Source organism: Anaeromyxobacter sp. K (genome assembly GCF_000020805.1).
GTDB classification, from domain to species: domain Bacteria; phylum Myxococcota; class Myxococcia; order Myxococcales; family Anaeromyxobacteraceae; genus Anaeromyxobacter; species Anaeromyxobacter dehalogenans.
In genome coordinates, this window is record NC_011145.1 from 2,818,895 (window position 1) to 2,837,973 (window position 19,079).

General features: G+C 76.0%; 21 protein-coding genes. 9 read left to right on the forward strand and 12 right to left on the reverse strand.

Annotation, left to right across the window (positions count from 1 at the left end; all coding sequences use genetic code 11):
- Positions 1 to 55: 55 nt before the first annotated feature.
- Genes ANAEK_RS12680 through glp form a run of 3 tightly spaced genes read right to left on the reverse strand, consistent with a single transcriptional unit; the run spans position 56 to position 4,010 of the window.
- Positions 56 to 2,278 (reverse strand): DPP IV N-terminal domain-containing protein, encoded by a 2,223-nt coding sequence (locus ANAEK_RS12680; RefSeq protein WP_012526534.1) that lies wholly within the window; start codon positions 2,276 to 2,278, stop codon positions 56 to 58.
- 14 nt (positions 2,279 to 2,292) lie between these two features.
- Positions 2,293 to 2,853 carry a molybdopterin-guanine dinucleotide biosynthesis protein B gene (mobB, locus tag ANAEK_RS12685; protein WP_012526535.1) on the reverse strand — a complete coding sequence of 187 codons (561 nt, stop codon included), beginning with the start codon at positions 2,851 to 2,853 and terminating at the stop codon, positions 2,293 to 2,295.
- Positions 2,841 to 4,010 (reverse strand): gephyrin-like molybdotransferase Glp, encoded by a 1,170-nt coding sequence (gene glp / locus ANAEK_RS12690; protein ID WP_012526536.1) that lies wholly within the window; start codon positions 4,008 to 4,010, stop codon positions 2,841 to 2,843. Before glp ends, mobB begins: the two co-directional genes overlap by 13 nt.
- 189 nt (positions 4,011 to 4,199) lie before the next feature.
- On the opposite strand from glp, the gene ANAEK_RS12695 reads away from it, so the two are divergent.
- The 7 genes from ANAEK_RS12695 to ANAEK_RS12725 all read left to right on the forward strand — a co-directional run bounded on the left by ANAEK_RS12695 (position 4,200) and on the right by ANAEK_RS12725 (position 9,757).
- Entirely contained in the window at positions 4,200 to 4,856 is a 657-nt protein-coding gene (locus ANAEK_RS12695) for a Crp/Fnr family transcriptional regulator (protein ID WP_012526537.1), read from the forward strand.
- A 46-nt stretch (positions 4,857 to 4,902) separates the two neighbouring features.
- Positions 4,903 to 5,118, forward strand: a complete 216-nt coding sequence (locus ANAEK_RS12700; RefSeq protein WP_011420389.1) for a twin-arginine translocase TatA/TatE family subunit — start codon at positions 4,903 to 4,905, stop codon at positions 5,116 to 5,118.
- Between the two features lie 613 nt (positions 5,119 to 5,731).
- Complete coding sequence (locus ANAEK_RS12705; protein WP_011420388.1) at positions 5,732 to 6,154, forward strand: universal stress protein; 423 nt, start codon at positions 5,732 to 5,734, stop codon at positions 6,152 to 6,154.
- Positions 6,155 to 6,228: 74 nt separating this feature from the next.
- On the forward strand, positions 6,229 to 6,669 hold the full coding sequence (locus tag ANAEK_RS12710) for a CBS domain-containing protein (RefSeq protein WP_012526538.1): 441 nt from the start codon (positions 6,229 to 6,231) through the stop codon (positions 6,667 to 6,669).
- Between the two features lie 87 nt (positions 6,670 to 6,756).
- A complete protein-coding gene (locus tag ANAEK_RS12715) occupies positions 6,757 to 7,896 on the forward strand; it encodes a sensor histidine kinase (RefSeq protein WP_012526539.1) in 1,140 nt (379 codons plus the stop codon).
- 14 nt (positions 7,897 to 7,910) lie between these two features.
- On the forward strand, positions 7,911 to 8,633 hold the full coding sequence (locus ANAEK_RS12720; RefSeq protein ID WP_012526540.1) for a response regulator: 723 nt from the start codon (positions 7,911 to 7,913) through the stop codon (positions 8,631 to 8,633).
- A complete protein-coding gene (locus ANAEK_RS12725; protein ID WP_012526541.1) occupies positions 8,630 to 9,757 on the forward strand; it encodes a sensor histidine kinase in 1,128 nt (375 codons plus the stop codon). The genes ANAEK_RS12720 and ANAEK_RS12725 overlap by 4 nt, the downstream gene beginning before the upstream one ends.
- Positions 9,758 to 9,776: 19 nt before the next feature.
- On the opposite strand, the gene ANAEK_RS12730 is transcribed toward ANAEK_RS12725, so the two are convergent.
- From ANAEK_RS12730 to ANAEK_RS12765, 8 genes are all read right to left on the reverse strand, one after another.
- Entirely contained in the window at positions 9,777 to 11,228 is a 1,452-nt protein-coding gene (locus tag ANAEK_RS12730) for a sigma-54 dependent transcriptional regulator (RefSeq protein WP_012526542.1), read from the reverse strand.
- A gap of 145 nt (positions 11,229 to 11,373) precedes the next feature.
- Complete coding sequence (locus tag ANAEK_RS12735) at positions 11,374 to 12,048, reverse strand: TatD family nuclease-associated radical SAM protein (RefSeq protein WP_012526543.1); 675 nt, start codon at positions 12,046 to 12,048, stop codon at positions 11,374 to 11,376.
- 109 nt (positions 12,049 to 12,157) lie between these two features.
- Complete coding sequence (locus ANAEK_RS12740) at positions 12,158 to 12,469, reverse strand: TraR/DksA family transcriptional regulator (protein ID WP_012526544.1); 312 nt, start codon at positions 12,467 to 12,469, stop codon at positions 12,158 to 12,160.
- Positions 12,470 to 12,595: 126 nt separating this feature from the next.
- Positions 12,596 to 13,057 carry a CBS domain-containing protein gene (locus ANAEK_RS12745; protein ID WP_012526545.1) on the reverse strand — a complete coding sequence of 154 codons (462 nt, stop codon included), beginning with the start codon at positions 13,055 to 13,057 and terminating at the stop codon, positions 12,596 to 12,598.
- 73 nt (positions 13,058 to 13,130) lie between these two features.
- A complete protein-coding gene (locus ANAEK_RS12750; protein ID WP_012526546.1) occupies positions 13,131 to 13,562 on the reverse strand; it encodes a CBS domain-containing protein in 432 nt (143 codons plus the stop codon).
- Positions 13,563 to 13,669: 107 nt separating this feature from the next.
- Positions 13,670 to 14,158, reverse strand: coding sequence for a universal stress protein (locus ANAEK_RS12755; protein ID WP_232288448.1), 489 nt, complete (start codon positions 14,156 to 14,158; stop codon positions 13,670 to 13,672).
- A gap of 120 nt (positions 14,159 to 14,278) precedes the next feature.
- Complete coding sequence (locus tag ANAEK_RS12760) at positions 14,279 to 14,677, reverse strand: hypothetical protein (RefSeq protein ID WP_232288206.1); 399 nt, start codon at positions 14,675 to 14,677, stop codon at positions 14,279 to 14,281.
- Positions 14,678 to 14,727: 50 nt separating this feature from the next.
- On the reverse strand, positions 14,728 to 15,882 hold the full coding sequence (locus ANAEK_RS12765; RefSeq protein WP_012526549.1) for a zinc-dependent alcohol dehydrogenase: 1,155 nt from the start codon (positions 15,880 to 15,882) through the stop codon (positions 14,728 to 14,730).
- A 106-nt stretch (positions 15,883 to 15,988) separates the two neighbouring features.
- Between ANAEK_RS12765 and ANAEK_RS12770 the strand changes: the two genes are divergently transcribed.
- Positions 15,989 to 16,642, forward strand: a complete 654-nt coding sequence (locus ANAEK_RS12770; protein ID WP_232288207.1) for an SOS response-associated peptidase — start codon at positions 15,989 to 15,991, stop codon at positions 16,640 to 16,642.
- 8 nt (positions 16,643 to 16,650) lie between these two features.
- Here the strand turns inward: ANAEK_RS12770 and pncA are convergent, their stop codons facing one another.
- The gene (pncA, locus tag ANAEK_RS12775; RefSeq protein WP_012526551.1) at positions 16,651 to 17,292 is read right to left on the reverse strand and encodes a bifunctional nicotinamidase/pyrazinamidase; all 642 of its coding nucleotides are present in this window, start codon (positions 17,290 to 17,292) and stop codon (positions 16,651 to 16,653) included.
- A gap of 182 nt (positions 17,293 to 17,474) precedes the next feature.
- On the opposite strand from pncA, the gene ANAEK_RS12780 reads away from it, so the two are divergent.
- Positions 17,475 to 19,070, forward strand: a complete 1,596-nt coding sequence (locus ANAEK_RS12780; RefSeq protein ID WP_012526552.1) for an HD domain-containing protein — start codon at positions 17,475 to 17,477, stop codon at positions 19,068 to 19,070.
- Positions 19,071 to 19,079: the final 9 nt, after the last annotated feature.

The following is a 19,079-nucleotide window of genomic DNA, read 5'->3' on the forward strand; positions in this document are numbered from 1 at the left end:
CGGGCGACCCTCCCCCGCGGGGGCCGGGTGCTCGCGCGCCGGCGGGATCCCGGGATCAGGGCGCGGGCCCGAGGGCGGGGCCGGGTCGCACCGCGCCCAGCGTCCGGCGGAAGAACCCTGCGGTCCACTCCCAGCGCCGCGCCGCCGCGAGCGGCTCCGGCACCGCGTGCGTCGCGCCGGCGATCGGGACGAGCTCGAACGGGCGCCCGGCGCGGAACAGCGCGTCCGCCAGCGCGAGCGAGTGCGACAGGAACACGTTGTCGTCGGCCGTCCCGTGCAGCAGGAGCAGCGGCCGCTGCAGGCGCGGCGCCCAGGCCAGCAGGCCGCTCCGGGCGTACGCCTCGGCGCGATCGCCGGGCAGGCCCAGGTAACGCTCGGTGTAGTACGTGTCGTACTGCTCCCAGTCCGCCACCGGCGCGCCCGCGACCGCCGCCTGGAAGCGATCCGGCCGGCGCATCACCGCGAGCGCCGCCAGGTAGCCGCCGAACGACCACCCGGTGATCCCGGCGCGCGCCACGTCGGCCTCCGGGACCTCGCGCCCGAGCGCCTCCAGCGCCGCCACCTGGTCCTCGAGCGGCACGGTGCCGAGGTCGCCCGCGATGGCGCGCTCCCAGGCGCGGCCCCGGCGCGGCGTGCCCCGCCCCTCGAAGACGGCCACCAGGAAGCCCTGGTCCGCGAGCCACTGCTCGATCAGCATGGGCCGGTGCGCGACCTGCGGCACGTAGGAGGCCGGCACCGGGCCGCCGTACACGTCCACCACCACCGGCAGCCGCGCGCCGGCGCCGAGCGCGCGCGGCCGCAGCACCGCGGCCCGGATCCCGTCGGCCCCGCCGAGCTGGCGCAGCTCGGTGGTGGGGACGAACGCCGGCTCCTCGGCGACGCTCGGCAGCACCGCCAGCCGCGTGCCGTCCGCGGCGAACACCGCGGTGACCGGCAGCCGGCGCAGCGTGCTCCAGGTGACCGCGAGGTTGCCGCCGCGCGGCGCCAGCACCGCCCGGCGGGTCGCCGGCCCCGGCTCCCCGAGCGCGAGCCGCTCCGGCGCGGCGCCGGGCCGCACCCGGTACAGCTCCTCGCGGGTGGGATCCGGCGCGCCGGCGAACACCAGCGCCTCGCCATCCACCCCGACGAACGCCGCGTACCCGACCTCGCGCGGGACCGCCACCGCGAGCCGTGCGCCGTCGGGCGCGCGCAGCTCCACCTCCGGCGCGCCGCCGCGCTCGGTCACCCACCAGAAGCGGCCGTCGGGCAGGAACGCGGGCATGCCCGGCCACAGGTTCAGCCAGGCGTCGTCGCGCTCGGCGAGGAGCGTCCGGGTCGCGCCGGTGACGGGATCGGCCGCGAGCAGCCGCTCCTCGCGCTGGAGCCGGTCCTGCACCAGCAGCACGAGCGGCCCGCCCTTCGCCCAGCGCACCGCGGCCAGGTACGGGTAGCGCGAAGCGTCCCACCGGATTTCGACCGCCGGGACGGCGGGGCCGCCCGCGGCCGGCACCACCTTCAGGCGGACGGCGGCGTTCGGCGTGCCGGCGCGCGGGTAGGCGCGCGCCTCGCACGGCCGCGCGGGCCGCGCCGGGTCGCAGAGCATGCGCCGCTCCACCGCCGACTCGTCCACCTCCGCGTAGGCGATCCGCCGCGCGTCGGGCGACCACCAGAAGCCCTCGTCGCGGTCCATCTCCTCCTGCGCCACGAACTCGGCGAGGCCGTTCGTCACCTGCGGCCCGCGGGCGCGCGTGAGCCGCCGCTCGGGCCCGCGCGGCACCGCGCGCACGTACAGGTCGCCGCGCCTCACGTACGCGAGCGCGCGGCCGTCCGGCGAGAAGCGCGGATCGAGCGCGCCCTCGGAGCCCGGCAGCGGGGCGGCGCGGCCGGCGGAACGGTCGAGCAGCCACAGGCGCCCGCCCAGCCCGTACACCACCCGCGCCCCGTCCGGCGAGAGCGCGAAGTGCGTGATGCCGCGCGCGGTGATGCGCTGCCGCTCCAGGCGCGCCGCCTCCTCGGGCGAGATCGCCCCGGCCCCGTCCGCCTCGACCACCGTGCGCGTGGCCCCGGTGGCGAGGTCGGTCTCGAGGAGCGCCTGCGCGCGCGACCGCGGCCCGGAGCGCAGGAACAGGGCCGTGCGCCCGTCCGGCGAGAGCTGGACGCCGGTGGGCCGCCCGGCGCGGAAGCCGCGGGTCTCGGCGAACTGGCGCAGGAACGGATCCGGCGGCGGCGGCGCGGGCGCGGCTTCGGCGGCCACGGCCGCGGCCGCGGCGAGGACGAGCGGGCACAGGAGCGCGGGCATCGCCGTCGGTTGTATCACCCGCGCCGGCGCGGCGCCTCGGACCGTCCGCCCACCCTGCGCCGCCGGGCGGGCCGGAGCCGATGGCGGGTGCAGAGGAGGTCCGCGAGCCCGGCGGCGTCGTCGGCCTCGAACGCCGGGAGCGGGCGCGGCGGCGGCGCGTCGGTCACCACCGCGAACACCCGCCGGTCGCGCGCGCACAGGAACTCCGGCGACACGCCGCGCCGGTACACCTCGATCCGCGGCAGCGGCTCGCGCTTCCAGCCCTCGGCGAGCACCAGGTCCACCGGCGGCAGCATGCGGGCGAGCGCGCGGGCGCCGCCGGCGGGTGGGCCGAAGTACGCCATGCCGGAGGGGCCCTCGATGGCGGCGGCCACGGCGCCGGCGCGCCGCAGCACCTCGGTGTCCTTGCCGCGCCGGTCGAACGGGTGCTCGTGGCCGGTGTGCTTCAGGATCCCGACGCGCAGGCCGCGCCGGGCCAGCTCCGCCACGAGCCGGCGCAGCAGCCGGGTCTTCCCGACGCCGCTCGGCCCGCTCACCGCCACGATGGGCGGCGCCCGCCGCGTCACCCTGCGCATTCCTCGAGCAGCCACGCCGCCACCTCCGCGCCCTCCGGCAGGTCGCCGGCGTCGGCGGGCACGAACAGCAGCGCGTCGGCGAGCGCCGGCCCGCGCACCTGCGCCGAGTCGCGGCCCAGCGGCCGCGCGCGCCCGCCCGGCTCCACCGCGGCCCACAGCAGCCGCGCCCGGCCCGGCCGCCCCTCCGCCGGCGCGGCCAGCCGCAGCGGGACCACGCGCCGCTCGGTGCGGGCCGCGCCGCACAGCGCCAGCAGCGCCGGGCGCGCGAACACCTCGAACGCGACCAGGCACGCGGACGGGCTGCCCGGCAGGCCCAGCACCGGCGCGCCGCCGGCGAGCGCGAACAGGAACGGCTTCCCCGGCTTCATGGGCACGCCGTGGACGCGCACGTCGGCCTGCAGGTGCGCGAGCGCCTCCGGGACGAGGTCGCGGGCGCCGATCGACACCCCGCCGATGGTCACCACCGCGTCGGCGCTCGCGAGCGCGTCGCGGATCGCCGCGACCACCGCCTCGAGCCGGTCCGGCACCGGCCGCCGCTCGACCTCCGCGCCGAGCGCGCGGACCAGCCCCGCCACCGCCTCGCCGTTCGAGTCCGGCGTGCGGCCGGACACGACCTCGTCCCCGGTGGAGAGCACCGCCACCCGCGGCCGCCGCCGCACCGACACGACCGGCCCGCCCACCGCGCGGAGCAGCGCCGCCTGCCGCGGGCCGACGCGCACGCCCGCCGCGAGCGCCAGCCCGCCGGCGGGCACGTCCTCGCCGGCCTGGCGCACGTGCTCGCCGCGGCGCGCCGCCTCGAGGAAGCGGACCCCGCTGCCCTCCTCGCGCGTCGCCTCCTCGCGCACCACCGCGTCCGCGCCCTGGGGCACCGTCGCGCCGGTGAAGATGCGCGCCGCCTCGCCGGGTCCGAGCGCCACCGCGGGCACGTCGCCGGCGTAGATCGTCTGGCGGACCGGGAGCACCGCCGGCCCGGTCACGTCGGCGGCGCGCACCGCGTAGCCGTCCATGGCGGCGCAGGTGTGCGGCGGGGCCGGGACGCTCGCCAGCGCGGGGGACGCGAGCCAGCGGCCGGGCGCCTCCTCGGAGGGAACGTCCTCGGCGCCGACCGGGAGCAGCGCGGCGAGGATGCCGTCGCGGATGCGGAGGAGCCTGTCCATCGTGGACCGCATCATGCCACGTACCGGCGCCGCGGCGGCCCGATCGCAAAAGGTGCGCAGAGCGAGTATTGATCCGGGCCAAAACGCAACGTCTGCGGCGGCAGGCGGGCAAAACCCCGCTCTCTCGCGGGCCTAGCTCGTGCAAACAGACGCCGATCAAGACGCCGTTCGCCACCGGAGGATCCAGCCGTGCTCTCCAACACTCCCGTCTCGGACTGCGGCTCCTGCTCGCTCGGGGTCGCGTCCCAGGGCCGCTGCCGGCTGACGCCGACCACCCGCGAATCGGGTGCGACCATCTGTGCCCAGGGCGAGCGCCCGCGCACCGTCTACTTCGTCAAGGAGGGCTTCGTGGCCCTCTCCGCGGTCTCGCCGCGCGGCTCCGAGCTGCTGCTCTCGCTCCGCGGCCCCAGCTCGCTGCTCTGCACCGAGGCGATGCAGGCCGAGCCCTCGCCGTTCGAGGTGCGCGCGCTCTCGCGCGTGAAGATCTGCGGCATCGGCGGCGACGCGCTCTCGCAGTGGGTGGGCCCGGACAAGAGCGCCGCGCGCGTGGTGCTCGACCTGCTGCTCACCGAGTCGCGGCAGCAGCGCGACGAGGTCAACTGGCGCCAGGGCGACTGCCTCTCGCGCGTGGCCCGCTTCGCGCTCGCCCATGCGAGGTTCCTCGCCGACCGGCCCAACGCGGTGCGCAAGCAGGTGGTCGCGCGCCTCCTCGGGATGCGCCCCGAGACGCTCTCGCGCTGCCTCACCAAGCTCGAGAAGGACGGCGTGGTGGACGCGTCGCGCGGGGTGAGGGTGCTGGATCAGCGCCGCCTCGCCGCGCTCGCGATGGAAGACAACGCGGCCTGATCCCTGTTACAAGAGGAGCGCGTCAGGCGACGAAAGGAACACCCCCATGTTCGGTCTCAGAATGCCGGAGCTGCTGCTCATCCTCGCGATCGTCGTGATCCTGTTCGGCGCGAGCAGGCTGCCGGCGCTCGGCGCGGGCCTCGGCCAGGGCATCCGCAGCTTCAAGAAGGCGTTCGGCGGCGAGGACGAGAAGCCGACCGCGTCCGGCAACGGCAGCACCCCGACGCAGTCGTCGTCGGACCAGGGCTCGAAGCAGGCTTGATCGAGGGGCGGCCTCCGCCGCCCTCGCCTCCCCGCCAGCCTCGCTCCACGGCCGCCGGTGTCCCTCGGGCACCGGCGGTGCCGCATCGCGGGTGCGCGATCTCGCACATGCCGGTCGAACCGGCGAGCGCGGACCGTGCGCCTCCGCCGGCGTGGGGCCGCGGCACGCGCACGCCTCCCCCGGCCCATGCGCGCCGCGGGCTGCGCGCGTGCGCCCGGAGCGCCCGGCCGCACGCGCGGTCCGCCGGCGGATTTCCCGGCTCCGCCCCCTCGCCGGCGACCGGGCCACCTCCCCGCCTTACCCGGCGCCGCACCCATCGCGGCTGGCCTCTCCGTTGCTCTCCGTCGTCCCAGGGACGCGTCTCGCGCAACCCGGGCAGACTTGCTGGAGCCACCCGCACAGGCGGGGGAGCCCAGGCGTCCGCGCGGCACCCGCGATTCGCCCGGGTGGAGCTTCCGGGCGAGCCTGGAGATCGCGGTGACCGAGCGGAGGCTGGAGCGGGCGAGGCTCGCTGACCTGCCCGGCGCGCCAGCGCGTCCCACCTCCTCTCGCGGCCCGCGCCGGCATCCCCCTTGAAGGGGAAAAGCGGTGCCTGCACGGGAGGGGAGCGGCCATGAAGCGGATCCTGGTGGCGGTGGACGGCTCGGACACCTCGCTGAAGGCGGCGCGGATGGCGGCGGACGTGGCGCTGCGCTTCGGGGCGAAGCTGACCCTGGTGCACGTCGTCCCGAAACTGCTCCTGCCGCCCGACGTCTACGGCCTCACCATCGCCGAGGTCGAGAAGGAGCACCGCGCTTACGCGGACGCGCTGCTGGAGAAGGCCGTGAAGGCGCTGGAGGAGCCGGGGCTGGACGTCTCCACCACCGTCCTCTACGGCTCCCCGGCCGAGGCCATCGCCGAGGAGGCCGCGGCGGTGGACGTGGGCATGGTGGTGGTCGGCAGCCGCGGCTACGGCGCGGTCGCCCGGATGTTCCTGGGCAGCGTCTCCGACCGCCTGGTGCACATCAGCTCGAAGCCGGTGCTCGTGGTCCGCTGAGGTCCGCGAGGCGGGATGCCGCGCGCCCGGTCCCGGGTTACACTCGCCGCGCGCGGGGCGCGCGCGGAGGCCTCATGATCTCGGTGGCGGACTTCATGACCAGGGACCTCGTCACCGTGCGCGAGAGCGACGACCTCGCGCTGGCCGAGTCGCTGCTCAAGCTGGGCGGGATCCGGCACCTGCCGGTCGTCCGCGAGCGCAAGCTGGTCGGCCTGCTCACGCAGCGCGACCTGCTCCGCTCCGGACAGGCGGGCGCGCCCGCGGCCCGCGACCGCGCGGTCTCCGAGGTCATGACGCGCGAGCCCGTGGCGGTCCGCCCCGGCACCGGGCTGGCCCACGCCGCGCGCCTCATGCTCGAGCGGAAGTTCGGCTGCCTGCCGGTGTGCGAGGACGACGGGCTGCTGGTCGGCATCGTCACGGAGGCCGACTTCGTGCGCTTCGCGGCGGACGTGGTCCGGGACCTCGACCTGGTCTCGGAGGCCGTCAAGGCGCGGGAGCGGGCCGGCCAGGCCTAGGTCGCCCCTCATGTCCGGCCGCCCGCCGGCTCGCCCGGGGCAACGCGCGTTGACCGGCCGCCCGGGCCCCCCTTACATAGGGGTCGAATGCCCGAGACCGTGCTCGAGGAGCTGAAGCGCTACGTCCGCTTCGACGCCGGGGACGAGCGGGCGCTCCGCGCCCTCCACGGCGCGGCCGCGCCGCAGCTCGACCGGATCGCCCAGGTCTTCTACGACCGCATCCTCTCGCACGAGGAGGCGCGCACCGCGCTGGTGGGGGGCGAGAGCCGGGTGGGACACCTCAAGGTGACCCTGATCGGCTGGATGGACACGCTGCTCAGCGGCCCCTGGGACGAGGCGTACTGGGAGCACCGGACGCGGATCGGCCGCGTCCACGTCCGCATCGGCCTGCCGCAGCACTACATGTTCGGCGCGATGAACGTGATCCGCACCGAGCTGATGCGCGTCTCCTGGGAGCGCTTCAACGCGGACCCGCCCGAGCTCGAGCGCGTGCGCAACGCGCTCGCGAAGATCCTCGACCTCGAGCTCGCCATCATGCTGCACACCTACCGCGACGACCTGCTCGCGCAGCAGGCGCGGGTGGAGCGGCTCTCGACGTTCGGGCAGCTCGTCGGCTCCATCGGCCACGACCTGCGCAACCCGCTCGGCGTCATCGAGACCTCGCTCTACATCCTGCGCGGCCGGGTCGGCGACGACGAGCGCGCGCGCAAGCACGTGGACCGCATCGGCGAGCAGCTCGGCGTCGCGAACGGGATCATCACCAACCTGCTCGACATGATCCGCAACCGGCCGCTGGCGCGCGAGCCGGTGGACCTGGGCCAGGTGATCGCCGCCGCCGCCGGCGCGGTGAAGCACGCGCCGGGCGTGTCGGTCGCGGTGGAGGGCGTCGAGGGCCTGCCGGCCGTGGACGGCGATCCGGGCCAGCTCCGCCAGGTGTTCGTGAACCTGCTCGAGAACGCGGCGTTCGCGGCGGCCCCGGCGGGCGCGGTCACGGTCCGCGCGCAGCACACCGACGGCGCGGTCGAGGTGGCGGTGGAGGACACCGGGCCCGGCGTGGATCCGGCCACGCGCCGCCGGCTGTTCGAGCCGCTCATCACCACGAAGGAGAAGGGCATCGGCCTGGGCCTGGCGCTCGTGAAGCGCATCGCCGAGCGCCACGGCGGCTCGGTCGAGTACTCGGACCGGCCCGGGGGCGGCGCCCGCTTCACCGTCCGCCTCCCCGCCTGAAGCGGAGGATCCGCATGCGCCGCTACCTCATCGTGGACGACAACCGCGACTTCGCGGAGAACCTGGCCGAGATCCTTCGCGACGCCGGCCACGAGGTCGCGCTCGCCGGCGACGGCGCGGAGGCGCTGGCGCTCGCGCGCGGGACCCGCTTCGACGCGATCCTCACCGACATGCGCATGCCGCTCATGGGCGGCGCCGAGCTGGTCCACGAGCTGCGCCGCCTCGACCCAGGCGCGCCGGCCCTGGTCATCACCGCCTACGCGGGCGACAACGACCTCGAGGCCGCCCGGCGCGAGGGGCTGGTGGCGGTGCTGCAGAAGCCGGTGAACGCGGCCTACCTGGTGGAGCTGCTCGAGGCGGCCCAGCGCGACGGCCTGGCGGTGGTGGTGGAGGACGATCCCCGGCTCGCCGACAACCTGTGCGAGGCGCTGCGCTCGCGCGGCTTCGCCGCGGTGACCGCCGCGTCGGTGCTGGAGACCGAGCGGCTCGGGCCGGTGCAGCCGTTCTGCGCGCTGGTGGACCTGCGCGTGCCCGGCGGTCCCGACGGCGCCGCCATGCAGCGCCTCGCCGCCAAGTACCCCGGCCTGCCCATGATCGTCGTCACCGCCCACCACGACGCCTGGCCGGCGCTCCCGCACCAGGGCTTCTTCCACAAGCCGTTCGACACCGCCTCGCTGCTCGCCGCGGTGGAGCGGCTCCACGGCGCCCGCGCCCCGTCCCCGGTGCCCGCCCCGTGAAGCACGGCGGCGGGCCGCGGCGGCCGCGCGTGCTGGTGGTGGACGACAACGCCAGCCTGGTGGACAACCTCTCCGAGATCCTGGAGGGCGCCGGCTACGCGGTGGCCGGGGCCGGGAGCTGCGCCTCCGCGCTCGCGCTCGCCGAGCAGGGCTTCGACGTGGCGCTGGTGGACCTGAAGCTCCCGGACGGCGACGGCACCGCGCTCGCGCCGCGCCTGAAGGAGCTCTCGCCGAACGGCGAGGTGGTGCTGCTCACCGGGTTCGCCACGCTGGAGTCCGCGGTGGCCGCGGTGCGGGCCGGCGCCTGCGCCTACCTGGTGAAGCCGTGCGCCACGCAGGAGCTGCTGCTGACGGTGGAGCAGGCCATGCGGCAGGTGCGCCTGCACCAGGAGAAGCGCGACCTCGCCAGCCGGGCGCAGATGGCCGAGAAGCTGGCCGCGGTCGGCACCATGACCGCCGGGCTCTCGCACGAGATCCGCAACCCGCTCAACGCCGCCGCGCTCCAGCTCTCGGTGCTGGAGCGGCGCATCCAGAAGCTCGAGGCGGAGCGGCAGGGGCCGCTGCTCGAGCCGCTCACGCTGGTGAAGGACGAGATCCGCCGCCTCGACCACATCCTCGAGGACTTCCTCCAGTTCGCCCGCCCCCGCGAGTTCGTCCGCAAGGCCATCGAGGTCGCGCCGGTGATCACGAAGGTGGTGGACCTGCTCGGCGGCGAGGCCGAGCGCCGCGGGGTGCGCCTGGAGCGCGAGCTCGAGCCGGTGCCGCCGGTGGCGGGCGACGAGGAGCGGCTCCGGCAGGTGCTGGTGAACCTGTGCCTGAACGCGCTCGAGGCGGTGGACGCGCGCGGCCTGGTCCGGGTCTCGTGCCGGCCCGCGCCCGCCGACGTCGATCACCCCGAGGCGCCGGCGATGGTGGACCTGCTCATCGACGACGACGGCCCGGGCGTCGCGCCCGACCAGCGCGACCGCATCTTCGAGCCGTTCTTCACCACCAAGGCGCGCGGCTCCGGCCTGGGGCTCTCCATCGTGCACGCGATCGTGACGCAGCACGGGGGCACCATCCGGATCGAGGACAGCCCGGAGGGCGGCGCGCGCTTCGTGCTGCGGCTCCCGCGCGCGCAGTGAGCGCGCGCGGCGCCGCGCCCTACTCCATCCCGCCGGCCTTCTCGGGCTCGTGCTCGGCGTCGTGGGAGTGGTCGTGCCCCGCCCCGCCCTCCCGGCCGCCGGCGGCGTACTCCTTCAGCCGGTACTGGATCTTGCGGACGCTGATCCCGAGGATCTCGGCCGCGCGCGAGGTGGAGCCGCCCACCATCTCGAGCGTGCGCAGGATCGCCTCGCGCTCGATCTCGTAGAGCGTCGCGCCCGGGATGAGCGCGCCCGGCGCGCGCTCGCGCGGGCGCGGGCCGCGCAGCGTGGGCGGCAGGTCGTCGGCGGTGAGCTCCGAGCCCTTGCAGAGCACCACCGCGCGCTCCACCACGTTCTCCAGCTCGCGCACGTTGCCGGGCCAGTCGTGGCTCAGCACCGCGTTGAGCGTGCCGGGCGCGAGGCCGCGGATGTCCTTGCCGTACGCCTTCGAGTACTTGTCGATGAAGTGGCTCACCAGCGCCGGGATGTCCCCCTTGCGCTGGCGCAGCGGCGGCAGCGTCACCGCCACCACGTTGAGCCGGTAGTAGAGGTCCTCGCGGAACCGCCCGTTCTTCACCTCGGCGGCGAGGTCGCGGTTGGTGGCGGCGACCAGGCGCACGTCCACCTTGAGCGTCTGCGTCCCGCCGACGCGCTCGAACTCCTTCTGCTGGAGCACGCGGAGCAGCTTGATCTGGAGCGCCGGGGAGATGTCGCCGATCTCGTCCAGGAACAGCGTGCCCCCGTCGGCGAGCTCGAAGCGCCCCTCCTTGCGGCCGATGGCCCCGGTGAACGCGCCCTTCTCGTGGCCGAACAGCTCGGACTCGAGCAGCGTCTCGGAGAGCGCCGCGCAGTTCACCTTGATGAACGCCTTGTCGGCCCGCGGCGACTCCTCGTGCAGCGCCTGCGCGAAGAGCTCCTTGCCGGTGCCCGACTCGCCCAGGATCAGGACGGTGGCGCGGGTGGGCGCGGCGCGCTTCACCACCTCGTAGACCGCGTGCAGCTCGGGCGCGTCGCCGACGATGTTGTGGAACCGGTACCGCTCGCGCACGCGCTCGCGCAGGTTCGCGGTGTCGCGCTGGAGCCGCAGCTTCTCGAGCGCCTTCTCCAGCACCACCAGCACCGCGTTCACGTCGAGCGGCTTGACGAGGTAGTTCTCGGCGCCGGCGCGCATCGCCTCGACGGCGGCCTCGACGCTCGCGAACGCGGTCATCATCACGAACACCGCGTCGGAGCCCTGCTCGCGCGCGCGGCGCAGCAGGTTGATGCCGTCCATCCGGGGCATCCGCACGTCGGCGAGCACCGCCGCCGGCGCGAACCCGGGGAGCAGCGCCAGGGCCTCCTCGCCGTCCGCGGCCTCGGCGATCTCGTACCCCTCCTCGCTCAGGATGGTCCGAAGCGCGACGCGAGCGTTCTGCTCGTCGTCCACCACCAGGATCCGTTCCTTGCCCGGCCGGGCGCCCACATTCGGCATGCTCATGCTGCTCCTGACCTGCGCAAAGCCTGCGTCGGTCCGCAGGTTATGCACCATTCTCGCCTCGAGGTCCAGTGACTACCCGAGGCCAAGTGCTGAGGCCGACACCTGAAAAACCCCGTTACTCCCCCGGACCTTCCGCCCTTCAGCCCACCCGGGCCGACCCCGCCGAGGATGGGATGCGACCCACCCGGTCGTACGGGCGCCAACGGAAGCGCGCGCCGAGCGATTCCGCGACCGCCCTGCAAGCCGCCTCGGAGACGCCCGGCATCGCCACCGCGCTCGCGGCCACGTCGGGGATGACGCCGACGGCGGCGCGGAGGAACGCCTTCACCGCGTCGTACGCCGCCTCGCCGTAGCGGCTCGGGCAGATGCGCGCGTAGGCCGCCGCGTCCGGCGCGTTCAGCGACACCGACACGGCGCCCACGCCGGCGGCCGCGAGCTCGGGGACCACGTCGCGCCCCTCGCGCAGGTTCGCGAGCCCGTCCGTGTCGAGCCGGATCCGGCGCGCGCCCGCCGCCCGGAGGCGCCGCGCGATCTCGAGCACCACCTCGAGCCGTCGGGTCGGCTCGCCGAAGCCGGTGAAGCAGACCTCCGAGCGGCCCTCCAGGCCCACCGCCTGGATCGCGCGCCAGACCTCGTCCGCGTCCGGGTTGCGCGCCAGCCGCAGGTCGAATCCACCCACCGTGAAGTCGTCGTCGCGGATCTTCGGGCAGAACGTGCAGGCGAGCGTGCAGCCACTCGTGACGTTCAGGTAGAGCGCGTCGCCCAGCGGATAGGCGAGCACCGGCACGTTCCTGGGGGAGGTTTCCGTGGTCACGAGCGCCCGGGTGAATAGCAGGACCCAGGCGGGAGCGCCACCCGGATGCGGCCTGCTGCGTCACCGTTTCAACCGGTGGCGCGGACGGGCATTTCCCGGGGACCGGGCGCTACTCGGCGTGGTGGTGGTGACCGCTGCAGGCGATGCAGTAGCGCGCCTCGGGGATCGCCCGGAGCCGCTGCAGGCCCATGGGGCCGCCGCAGGCGAGGCAGGTGCCGTAGCGGCCCTGCTGGATGCGGTCGAGCGCCGCGTCGATGTCGGCGAGCTCGCGGCGCACGCCCTCGGGCACGGGCCCGGGCATGGACTCGTAGTCTGCCCAGCGCGCGGCGGGATCGGATGGGCGGGGCGGCGCGGCCCCCTGGCTGAGCGAGCGACGACGCCGCAGCAGCACCTCGCGGGCGTCCGCTTCGAACCGGCTCATGCCGGACACGCTCTTCACGAGCCGTGCCCGCGCGCACGGCGGCGGATTTCGAGCCGTTTCCGGGAATTCGGCCGCGAGAGTTGCGTGGCCCCCTTGGATTGGCGCACGGCTTGCGCAAGCGCGCGTTCAGCGATCGGGCCGGCGTGACACGCCGGCGGGAGGCGCTCGGGGCGGGGTCCGCGCCGGCCTCGCCCCGCGCCGCCGGACCAGCGTCCCCAGCGCGCGGAGCGCGTCCACCGTGGTGAACAGGCCGATGACCACGCCGCGATCCACCACCACCGCGGACCCGAGCCGGTGCTCGGCCATGTGGTCGGCGACCTGATCCAGCGGCGCGTCGGGGGGCACCGCGAACGGCTCGGTGGTCATGGCCTCGCGCACCCGCTCCTGCTCGGCGTCCACGCCCCGCAGCGTCTCCAGCAGGTAGAGGTCGCACTGCGAGACCACCCCGACCAGCGCGCCGGCGTCCACCACCGGGAGGTGGCGGATGCCGCGCTCGCGCATCAGCCGGTGCGCGTCGGCGAGCGTGCGCTCCGGCGCGATCACCACCGGGCCGATCGTCATGAACGCCTGGACGGTCTGCTTGCGCATGCGCCTCCCCCGCCCGTTCCGGTAGCAAGGGGGAGGCCACGCGGGCGTGCGCGCCGGCGCGCGCGCGTGACCGTCAGTGATGGTGTGCCAGGTGGGGGTCCGGCGGCTCCAGCCCGTGCGCGCGCGGGTGGCAGCGCCGGTGCGGCAGCCGGCCCTGGATCCCGGCGGCGGCGAGCTCCTCCTCGCCGATGGTGCCGAGCACCAGGCCCCCCACGGCGACGGGCAGGCAGCCCACCCCGCAGTCACCCAGCGTGACGGCCGCGTCCTCCAGCGTCGCGTCCGGGCGGATGGTGATCACCGGCACGCTCATGCGCTCCGAGACCTGCTCGTCCGGTCCGGCCGCGCGCAGGTCGCACGCGCAGAGGATGCCGATCAGGTCGTCGTGATCCATCACCAGCAGGTGCGCGGCGCCGGTGGTCTCCACCACGGCGAGCGCCCGCGCCGCGGTCGCGTCCGCCTCCACCGACATCGGTGCCCGGTTCATCGCCTCGCAGACGAGCGTCATGGGACGACCTCCTCCTCGGGGCCGGCCCCTGCCGCGGCCCCGCGGAGCCGCCGCCGGCGCCCGTCCCTGGTCCCCCCCCGCTCCCGGGCGGACGCGTCCGCCCGTCGCTACAGCGGCACCGACTCCCGCGGCGCCCGCGAGGCGACCCGCAGCGTCAGCACCGGGCAGGTGGAGCGGCGCAGCACCGCCTCCGCCACGCTGCCGATGAGGAGGCGCGACAGGCCGGTGCGCCCGTGCGTCCCCATCACGATCAGATCCGCGCCGCCGTCCCGGGCGATCCCGAGGATCGCGTCGGACGGCTCGCCCGCCTCGACGCGCACCGAGACCGAGCGCGGGCGCGCCGCCGCCTTCGCGAGGAAGTGATCCACCTCGCGCTGCACCTCGTTGCGCGTCTGCTCCCAGCCCGGCTGGCCGCTGCCCACCGGGAGCAGCGCGAGCGTGTCGGGGCCGACGTAGCCGGGCGGCTCCCAGACGTGCAGCACGTCGAGATCGGCGCCGTGCTTGCCGGCCACGAAGATGGCGTACTCCAGGGCCGCCCGCGACGACGGCGAGAAGTCGATGGGAACCAGCACTCGGGTGACGGCGGGCAAGCACACCTCCTCGACGGGCGCCGCCGCCATTCTAGCAGCAGAACGCGCCGCCAAGTCCCCCTCGCACCGCCCGCGCGCGGATCCTCCGGCGGCGCCCCGCGGGGCGCAGGGCCGGCGCCGGCGCCCTCACCGGCGGCGCAGCGCGCGGGAGGCGACCAGGTACCCCGCGGCGAGCGCCGCCAGGGCGGGAAGCGCCCACCCGGCCCGCCGGAGCCGGTGCTCCAGCACGTCCACCCGATCCGCGGCCAGCAGCAGGGCCCAGCGCCCGGCGCGGTGCTCGGGGATGCGGTAGGCGGCGCGCCGCAGCGCGCCGGAGGCACCCCGCACCGGCTGCGCCGTGCCGAACACCGGCGTCCGCACGCGGAGCCCGGTCCGGCCCAGCGCGTCCGCCCCGGGCTGGCGCGCCGGCTCCTCCCGATCCACGTCCGGGAGCGCGGTCTCCCGCCGCTCGCGCGGCACCCCCGGCCGCATCGGGCGGGCGCCGTCCACGCCCGCCCCCGGCGGCGGCCCGTCCCCCCGGTGCATCGCGCCTGGCCCCATCCCCTGCATCCGTCCCCCCTTCGCCGCCGCGCCGGTCAGGCCCGGGCGCCCGGGACCAGCACGCACTTCACGCACCCGTCGGCCCGGTCGCCGAAGAGCGCGTACGCGTGCGCGGCGCGCTCCAGCGGGAACCGGTGCGTGATGAGCCCCTTCCCGTCGAGGCGCCCCGCCCGCACGTGCTCCAGCAGGTGCGGCATGTAGCGCTTCACGTTCGCCTGCGCGGTCCGGAGCGTGAGCCCCTTGTTCATCGCGGCGCCGATGGGCACCAGGTTCGCGGGCGGCCCGTACACGCCCACGATCGACACGGTCCCGCCCTTCCGGACCGCGTGGATGGCCCACGAGAGCGCCACGGCCGACCCGGCCTGCAGCTTCAACCCCCGGCCGAGCAGCGTCTGCCAGGGCGAGCCCGACGCCTCGAGCCCCACCGCGTCCACGCACACGTCCGGCCCGCGCCCGCCGGTCAGGTCCTTCAGCACCGGGACCGGATCCCAGCCCGCCGCCTCCAGGTCGAGCGTCTCGGCGCCGGCCCAGCGCTCGGCGAAGCGCAGCCGCGCCGGCACGCGGTCGATCGCGATCACCCGGCTCGCCCCGAGCAGCCAGGCCGAGCGCGCGGCCACCAGGCCCACCGGACCGCAGCCGAACACCGCCACCACGTCGCCCTCGCGGACGCCGCCCATCTCGGCCGCCTGGTAGCCGGTCGGGAGCACGTCGGAGAGCAGCAGCACGTCCTCGTCCTCGAGGTCCTCGGGGATCTTCATGGGCCCGACGTCGGCGAACGGGACGCGCACGTACTCCGCCTGCCCGCCGTCGTAGCCGCCGGTCGTGTGCGAGTAGCCGTACACGCCCGAGGCGAGGTCGGACATGGGGTTCGAGGACTCGCAGTCGCCGTAGAGGCCGCGCGCGCAATAGAAGCAGCGCCCGCACGAGATGTTGAACGGGACCACCACCCGGTCGCCGCGCCGCAGCGTCCGCACCGCCGGCCCGGTCTCCTCGACCACCCCGGTGAACTCGTGGCCGAACGTGCTCCCCACCCGCGTGTCCGGGACGAACCCGTGGAGCAGGTGCAGGTCCGAGCCGCAGATGGCGGCCCGCGTCACCCGGAGCACCACGTCCTCCCCGTGCTCGATCCGCGGCGCGGGCTTGTCCCTCACCTTGACCCGGTACGGCCCCTCGTAGACGAGCGCGCGCATCCCACCCCCGGGGTCAAGGTTCTCCCGGCCCGGGCGCGCCGCAAACGCCGGGCGCCACCCGGGCCGGCGGCGGCGGGAGCGCCCGCCGGCTGCTATGGTCGGGCGCATGTGCGGACGCTTCACGCTCACGGTGGCCGACCTCGCCGCGCTCGCCCGCGAGTGGGCGGCGGAGGTGGACGCGGCGCTCGCGGCGCGCTGGCGCCCGCGCTTCAACGTGGCGCCCGGCGATCCGCACCCGGTGCTGCGCGGGCGCGGCGGCGCGCGCCGGCTCGAGGCGGCCGCGTTCGGGCTGGCGGGCCCGGGCGGCAAGCTCCTGCTCAACGCGCGCGTGGAGGGCGCCGCGGGGCGGACGGCGTTCCGCGAGGCGTGGGCGGCGCGGCGCGCGGCGGTGCCGGCCGACGGCTTCTACGAGTGGGAGGGCCCGGCCGCGGACCGCCGGCCGAGCTGGCTCCACCCGCGCGCCGGGGGCACGCTGCTGCTCGCGGCGCTGTGCGGGGAGGCGCCCGGGGGCGGCCCCGCCTTCGCCATCCTCACCACCGCCGCGAACGCCGAGGTGGGCGGGCTCCACGACCGCATGCCGCTGCTCGTGCCGCCGGCGCTGCTCGACGCGTGGCTCGACGGCCCGCCGCCCGCCCTGCCCGCGCCCGCCGACGGCGTGCTCGCGATCCGCCGCGTGTCACCGCGCGTCAACTCGCCCGCGAACGACGACGCCGCCTGCCTCGCGCCGCCGCCCGAGCCGCGCCAGCGCGCGCTGTTCTGAGCACCGCCTCAGCGGATCAGGTCCTGGCTGACCGCCAGCCGCGCGCCCGCGGCCGCGAGCTCCCGGTCCACCTCGTCGCGCCGCTCCGGGAACACCGCGCGCGTCAGGTCGTCGAGCACCACCACCTCGAAGCCCTCGGCAGCCGCGTCGACGGCGGACACCCGCACGCAGAAGTCGCGCGCCAGCCCGCCCAGGAACACGCGGCGCACGCCGCGGGCGGAGAGCCAGGCGCCCAGCCCGGTGGACGGGCGCCGGCCGTCCGGGCCGACGTTCTCGCGGAAGGCGCTGTAGGAGTCCACCTCGCGGCGCGTGCCCTTGCGCAGCACCAGCGTCACCGCCGCGTCGGGGAGCGCCGGGTGCAGGGCGGCGCCGCGCGTGCCGCGGACGCAGTGGTCCGGCCAGAGCTCCTGCGGCCCCTGCGAGAGCGCGATCGAAGCGTAGGGCTCGCGCCCCGGGTGCGTGGAGGCGAAGGACACGTGGCCGGGCGGGTGCCAGTCCTGCGTCGCCACCACGGTCGAGAACGCGGGCGCCAGGCGCGCCAGCGGCTCCACGATCCGGTCGCCCTCGGCGACGCCGAGCGCGCCGCCCGGCAGGAAGTCGTGCTGGAGGTCCACCACCAGGAGCGCATCCGACCCGCGATCGATCCGCATGGGCACCCCATAACACCGGCGTGGCGGATCGTCCGCGGAGGTGCCGCGCCGCGTCCCCCGGCGGGGCCGCCGCGAGCGCCGTCGCACACGCCGGAGCGGCGCCGCGCGAGGCCGCGGATCGCCCGATTCCGCGCCCAATCCGTGTTGTGTCCGCGCGCGGCCTGAGCTAGCTTGCGCGCACCATGGACAAGATCTGGGCCAAGGACGTCAAGGAGGGAGAGCGCGCCAAGAGCGTGTTCCTCGTCGCCCGCAAGGCGATCCCCACCGCGAAGAGCGGCAAGACGTACCTCTCCGTCACCTTCCAGGACAAGACCGGCGAGCTCGAGGCGCGCGCCTTCGAGAAGGTCGAGGAGCTGGCGGCGGCCTTCGAGGAGAAGGATCTCGTCGAGGTGGAGGGCGCCATCGGCGCGTTCCAGGGCAAGCCGCAGCTGCGCATCGAGGCGCTCGCCAAGATCGACCCGTCCACGCTGGACGCGGCCGAGTTCGTGTGGGCGCCGCCGCCCGAGCCGAAGAAGCCGGAGAAGTCCGGGCCGGCCGAGGCGGAGTCGGGGCACTGGAACGAGCTGCTCGCGCTGGTGGACTGCGTCGTCGACCCGCACGTGAAGGACCTCATCAAGGCGTTCGTCGAGGACGACGACGTGGCCGCCCGGCTGCGCCGCGCCCCCGCCGCGAAGACCGTCCACCACGCCTACCCGGGCGGCCTGCTCGAGCACACCGTCTCCTGCCTCAAGCTGGCGCACCGGCTCGCCGACCACTTCCCGCAGGTCGATCGCGACCTGCTCGTCGCCGGCGCGTTCTTCCACGACCTCGGCAAGATCCGCGAGCTGAGCGGCGACCGGAGCACCGAGTACACGGACGAGGGCCGGCTGATCGGGCACCTGGTCATGACCGCGCAGTGGATCCACGACAAGGCGCGCCGCGTGGGCGCCTCGCGCGACCTCGAGCACCACGTCGTGCACATGGTCCTCTCCCACCACGGGCGCCTCGAGTACGGCTCGCCCAAGGTGCCGATGACGCTCGAGGCGATGCTCACGCACGCCATCGACGAGATCGACAGCCGGGTGAACTCCTGGCTCAACCTGATGGGCAAGGACGGCGGCAACCGCCGCTGGACCGACGCGAACAACGTCTACGAGCAGCCGATCTGGCGCGGCAGCCTGCCGACCGTGCAGGCGGAGAAGAAGGGACCGGCGCCGGAGCTCCTCACCCCGGTGATCTACGTGCCGCGCAACGGCGCGAGCGCCCCGGGCCAGCCGCGCCCGCCGAAGAAGCCCAGGGATCGCAAGCGCGAGCCGCGCCCGCAGGGCGGCGCCGCGGAGGCGAAGCCGGCCGAGGGCGCCGGCGAGGCGAAGGCCGAGGGCGCCCCGGCGCAGGCGCAGGCGCCGCGCGGCGAGGGGCGGCCGGAGCGCGCCGAGCGGCCCGACCGCGGCCCGCGCGACCAGCACCGCGGCTTCGGCGGCGGAGGCGGCGGCGGCTTCGGCGACAAGAAGCGCGGCTACACCGGCCCGCGGCTGCCCGGCGACAAGGGACCGCACCGGCCGCCGGAGAAGAAGAACCTGACGCACAACCCGTTCGCCGCGCTCGCGCAGAAGCTCGAGGACGCCGGGAAGCCGGCCGAGGAGAAGCCGGCCTCGCCCGCCGAGGCGGAGCAGCAGCAGGCGCCCGCCCCCACGCCCCCCGAGCCGCAGGACCAGGCGGTGGCGGCCCGCGAGCCCGACGTCGCCCCGGAGCCCGCTCCGGCCGGGACGCCCGCTCCCGAGGACAAGCCGGCGGGGTAGTTGTCGTAG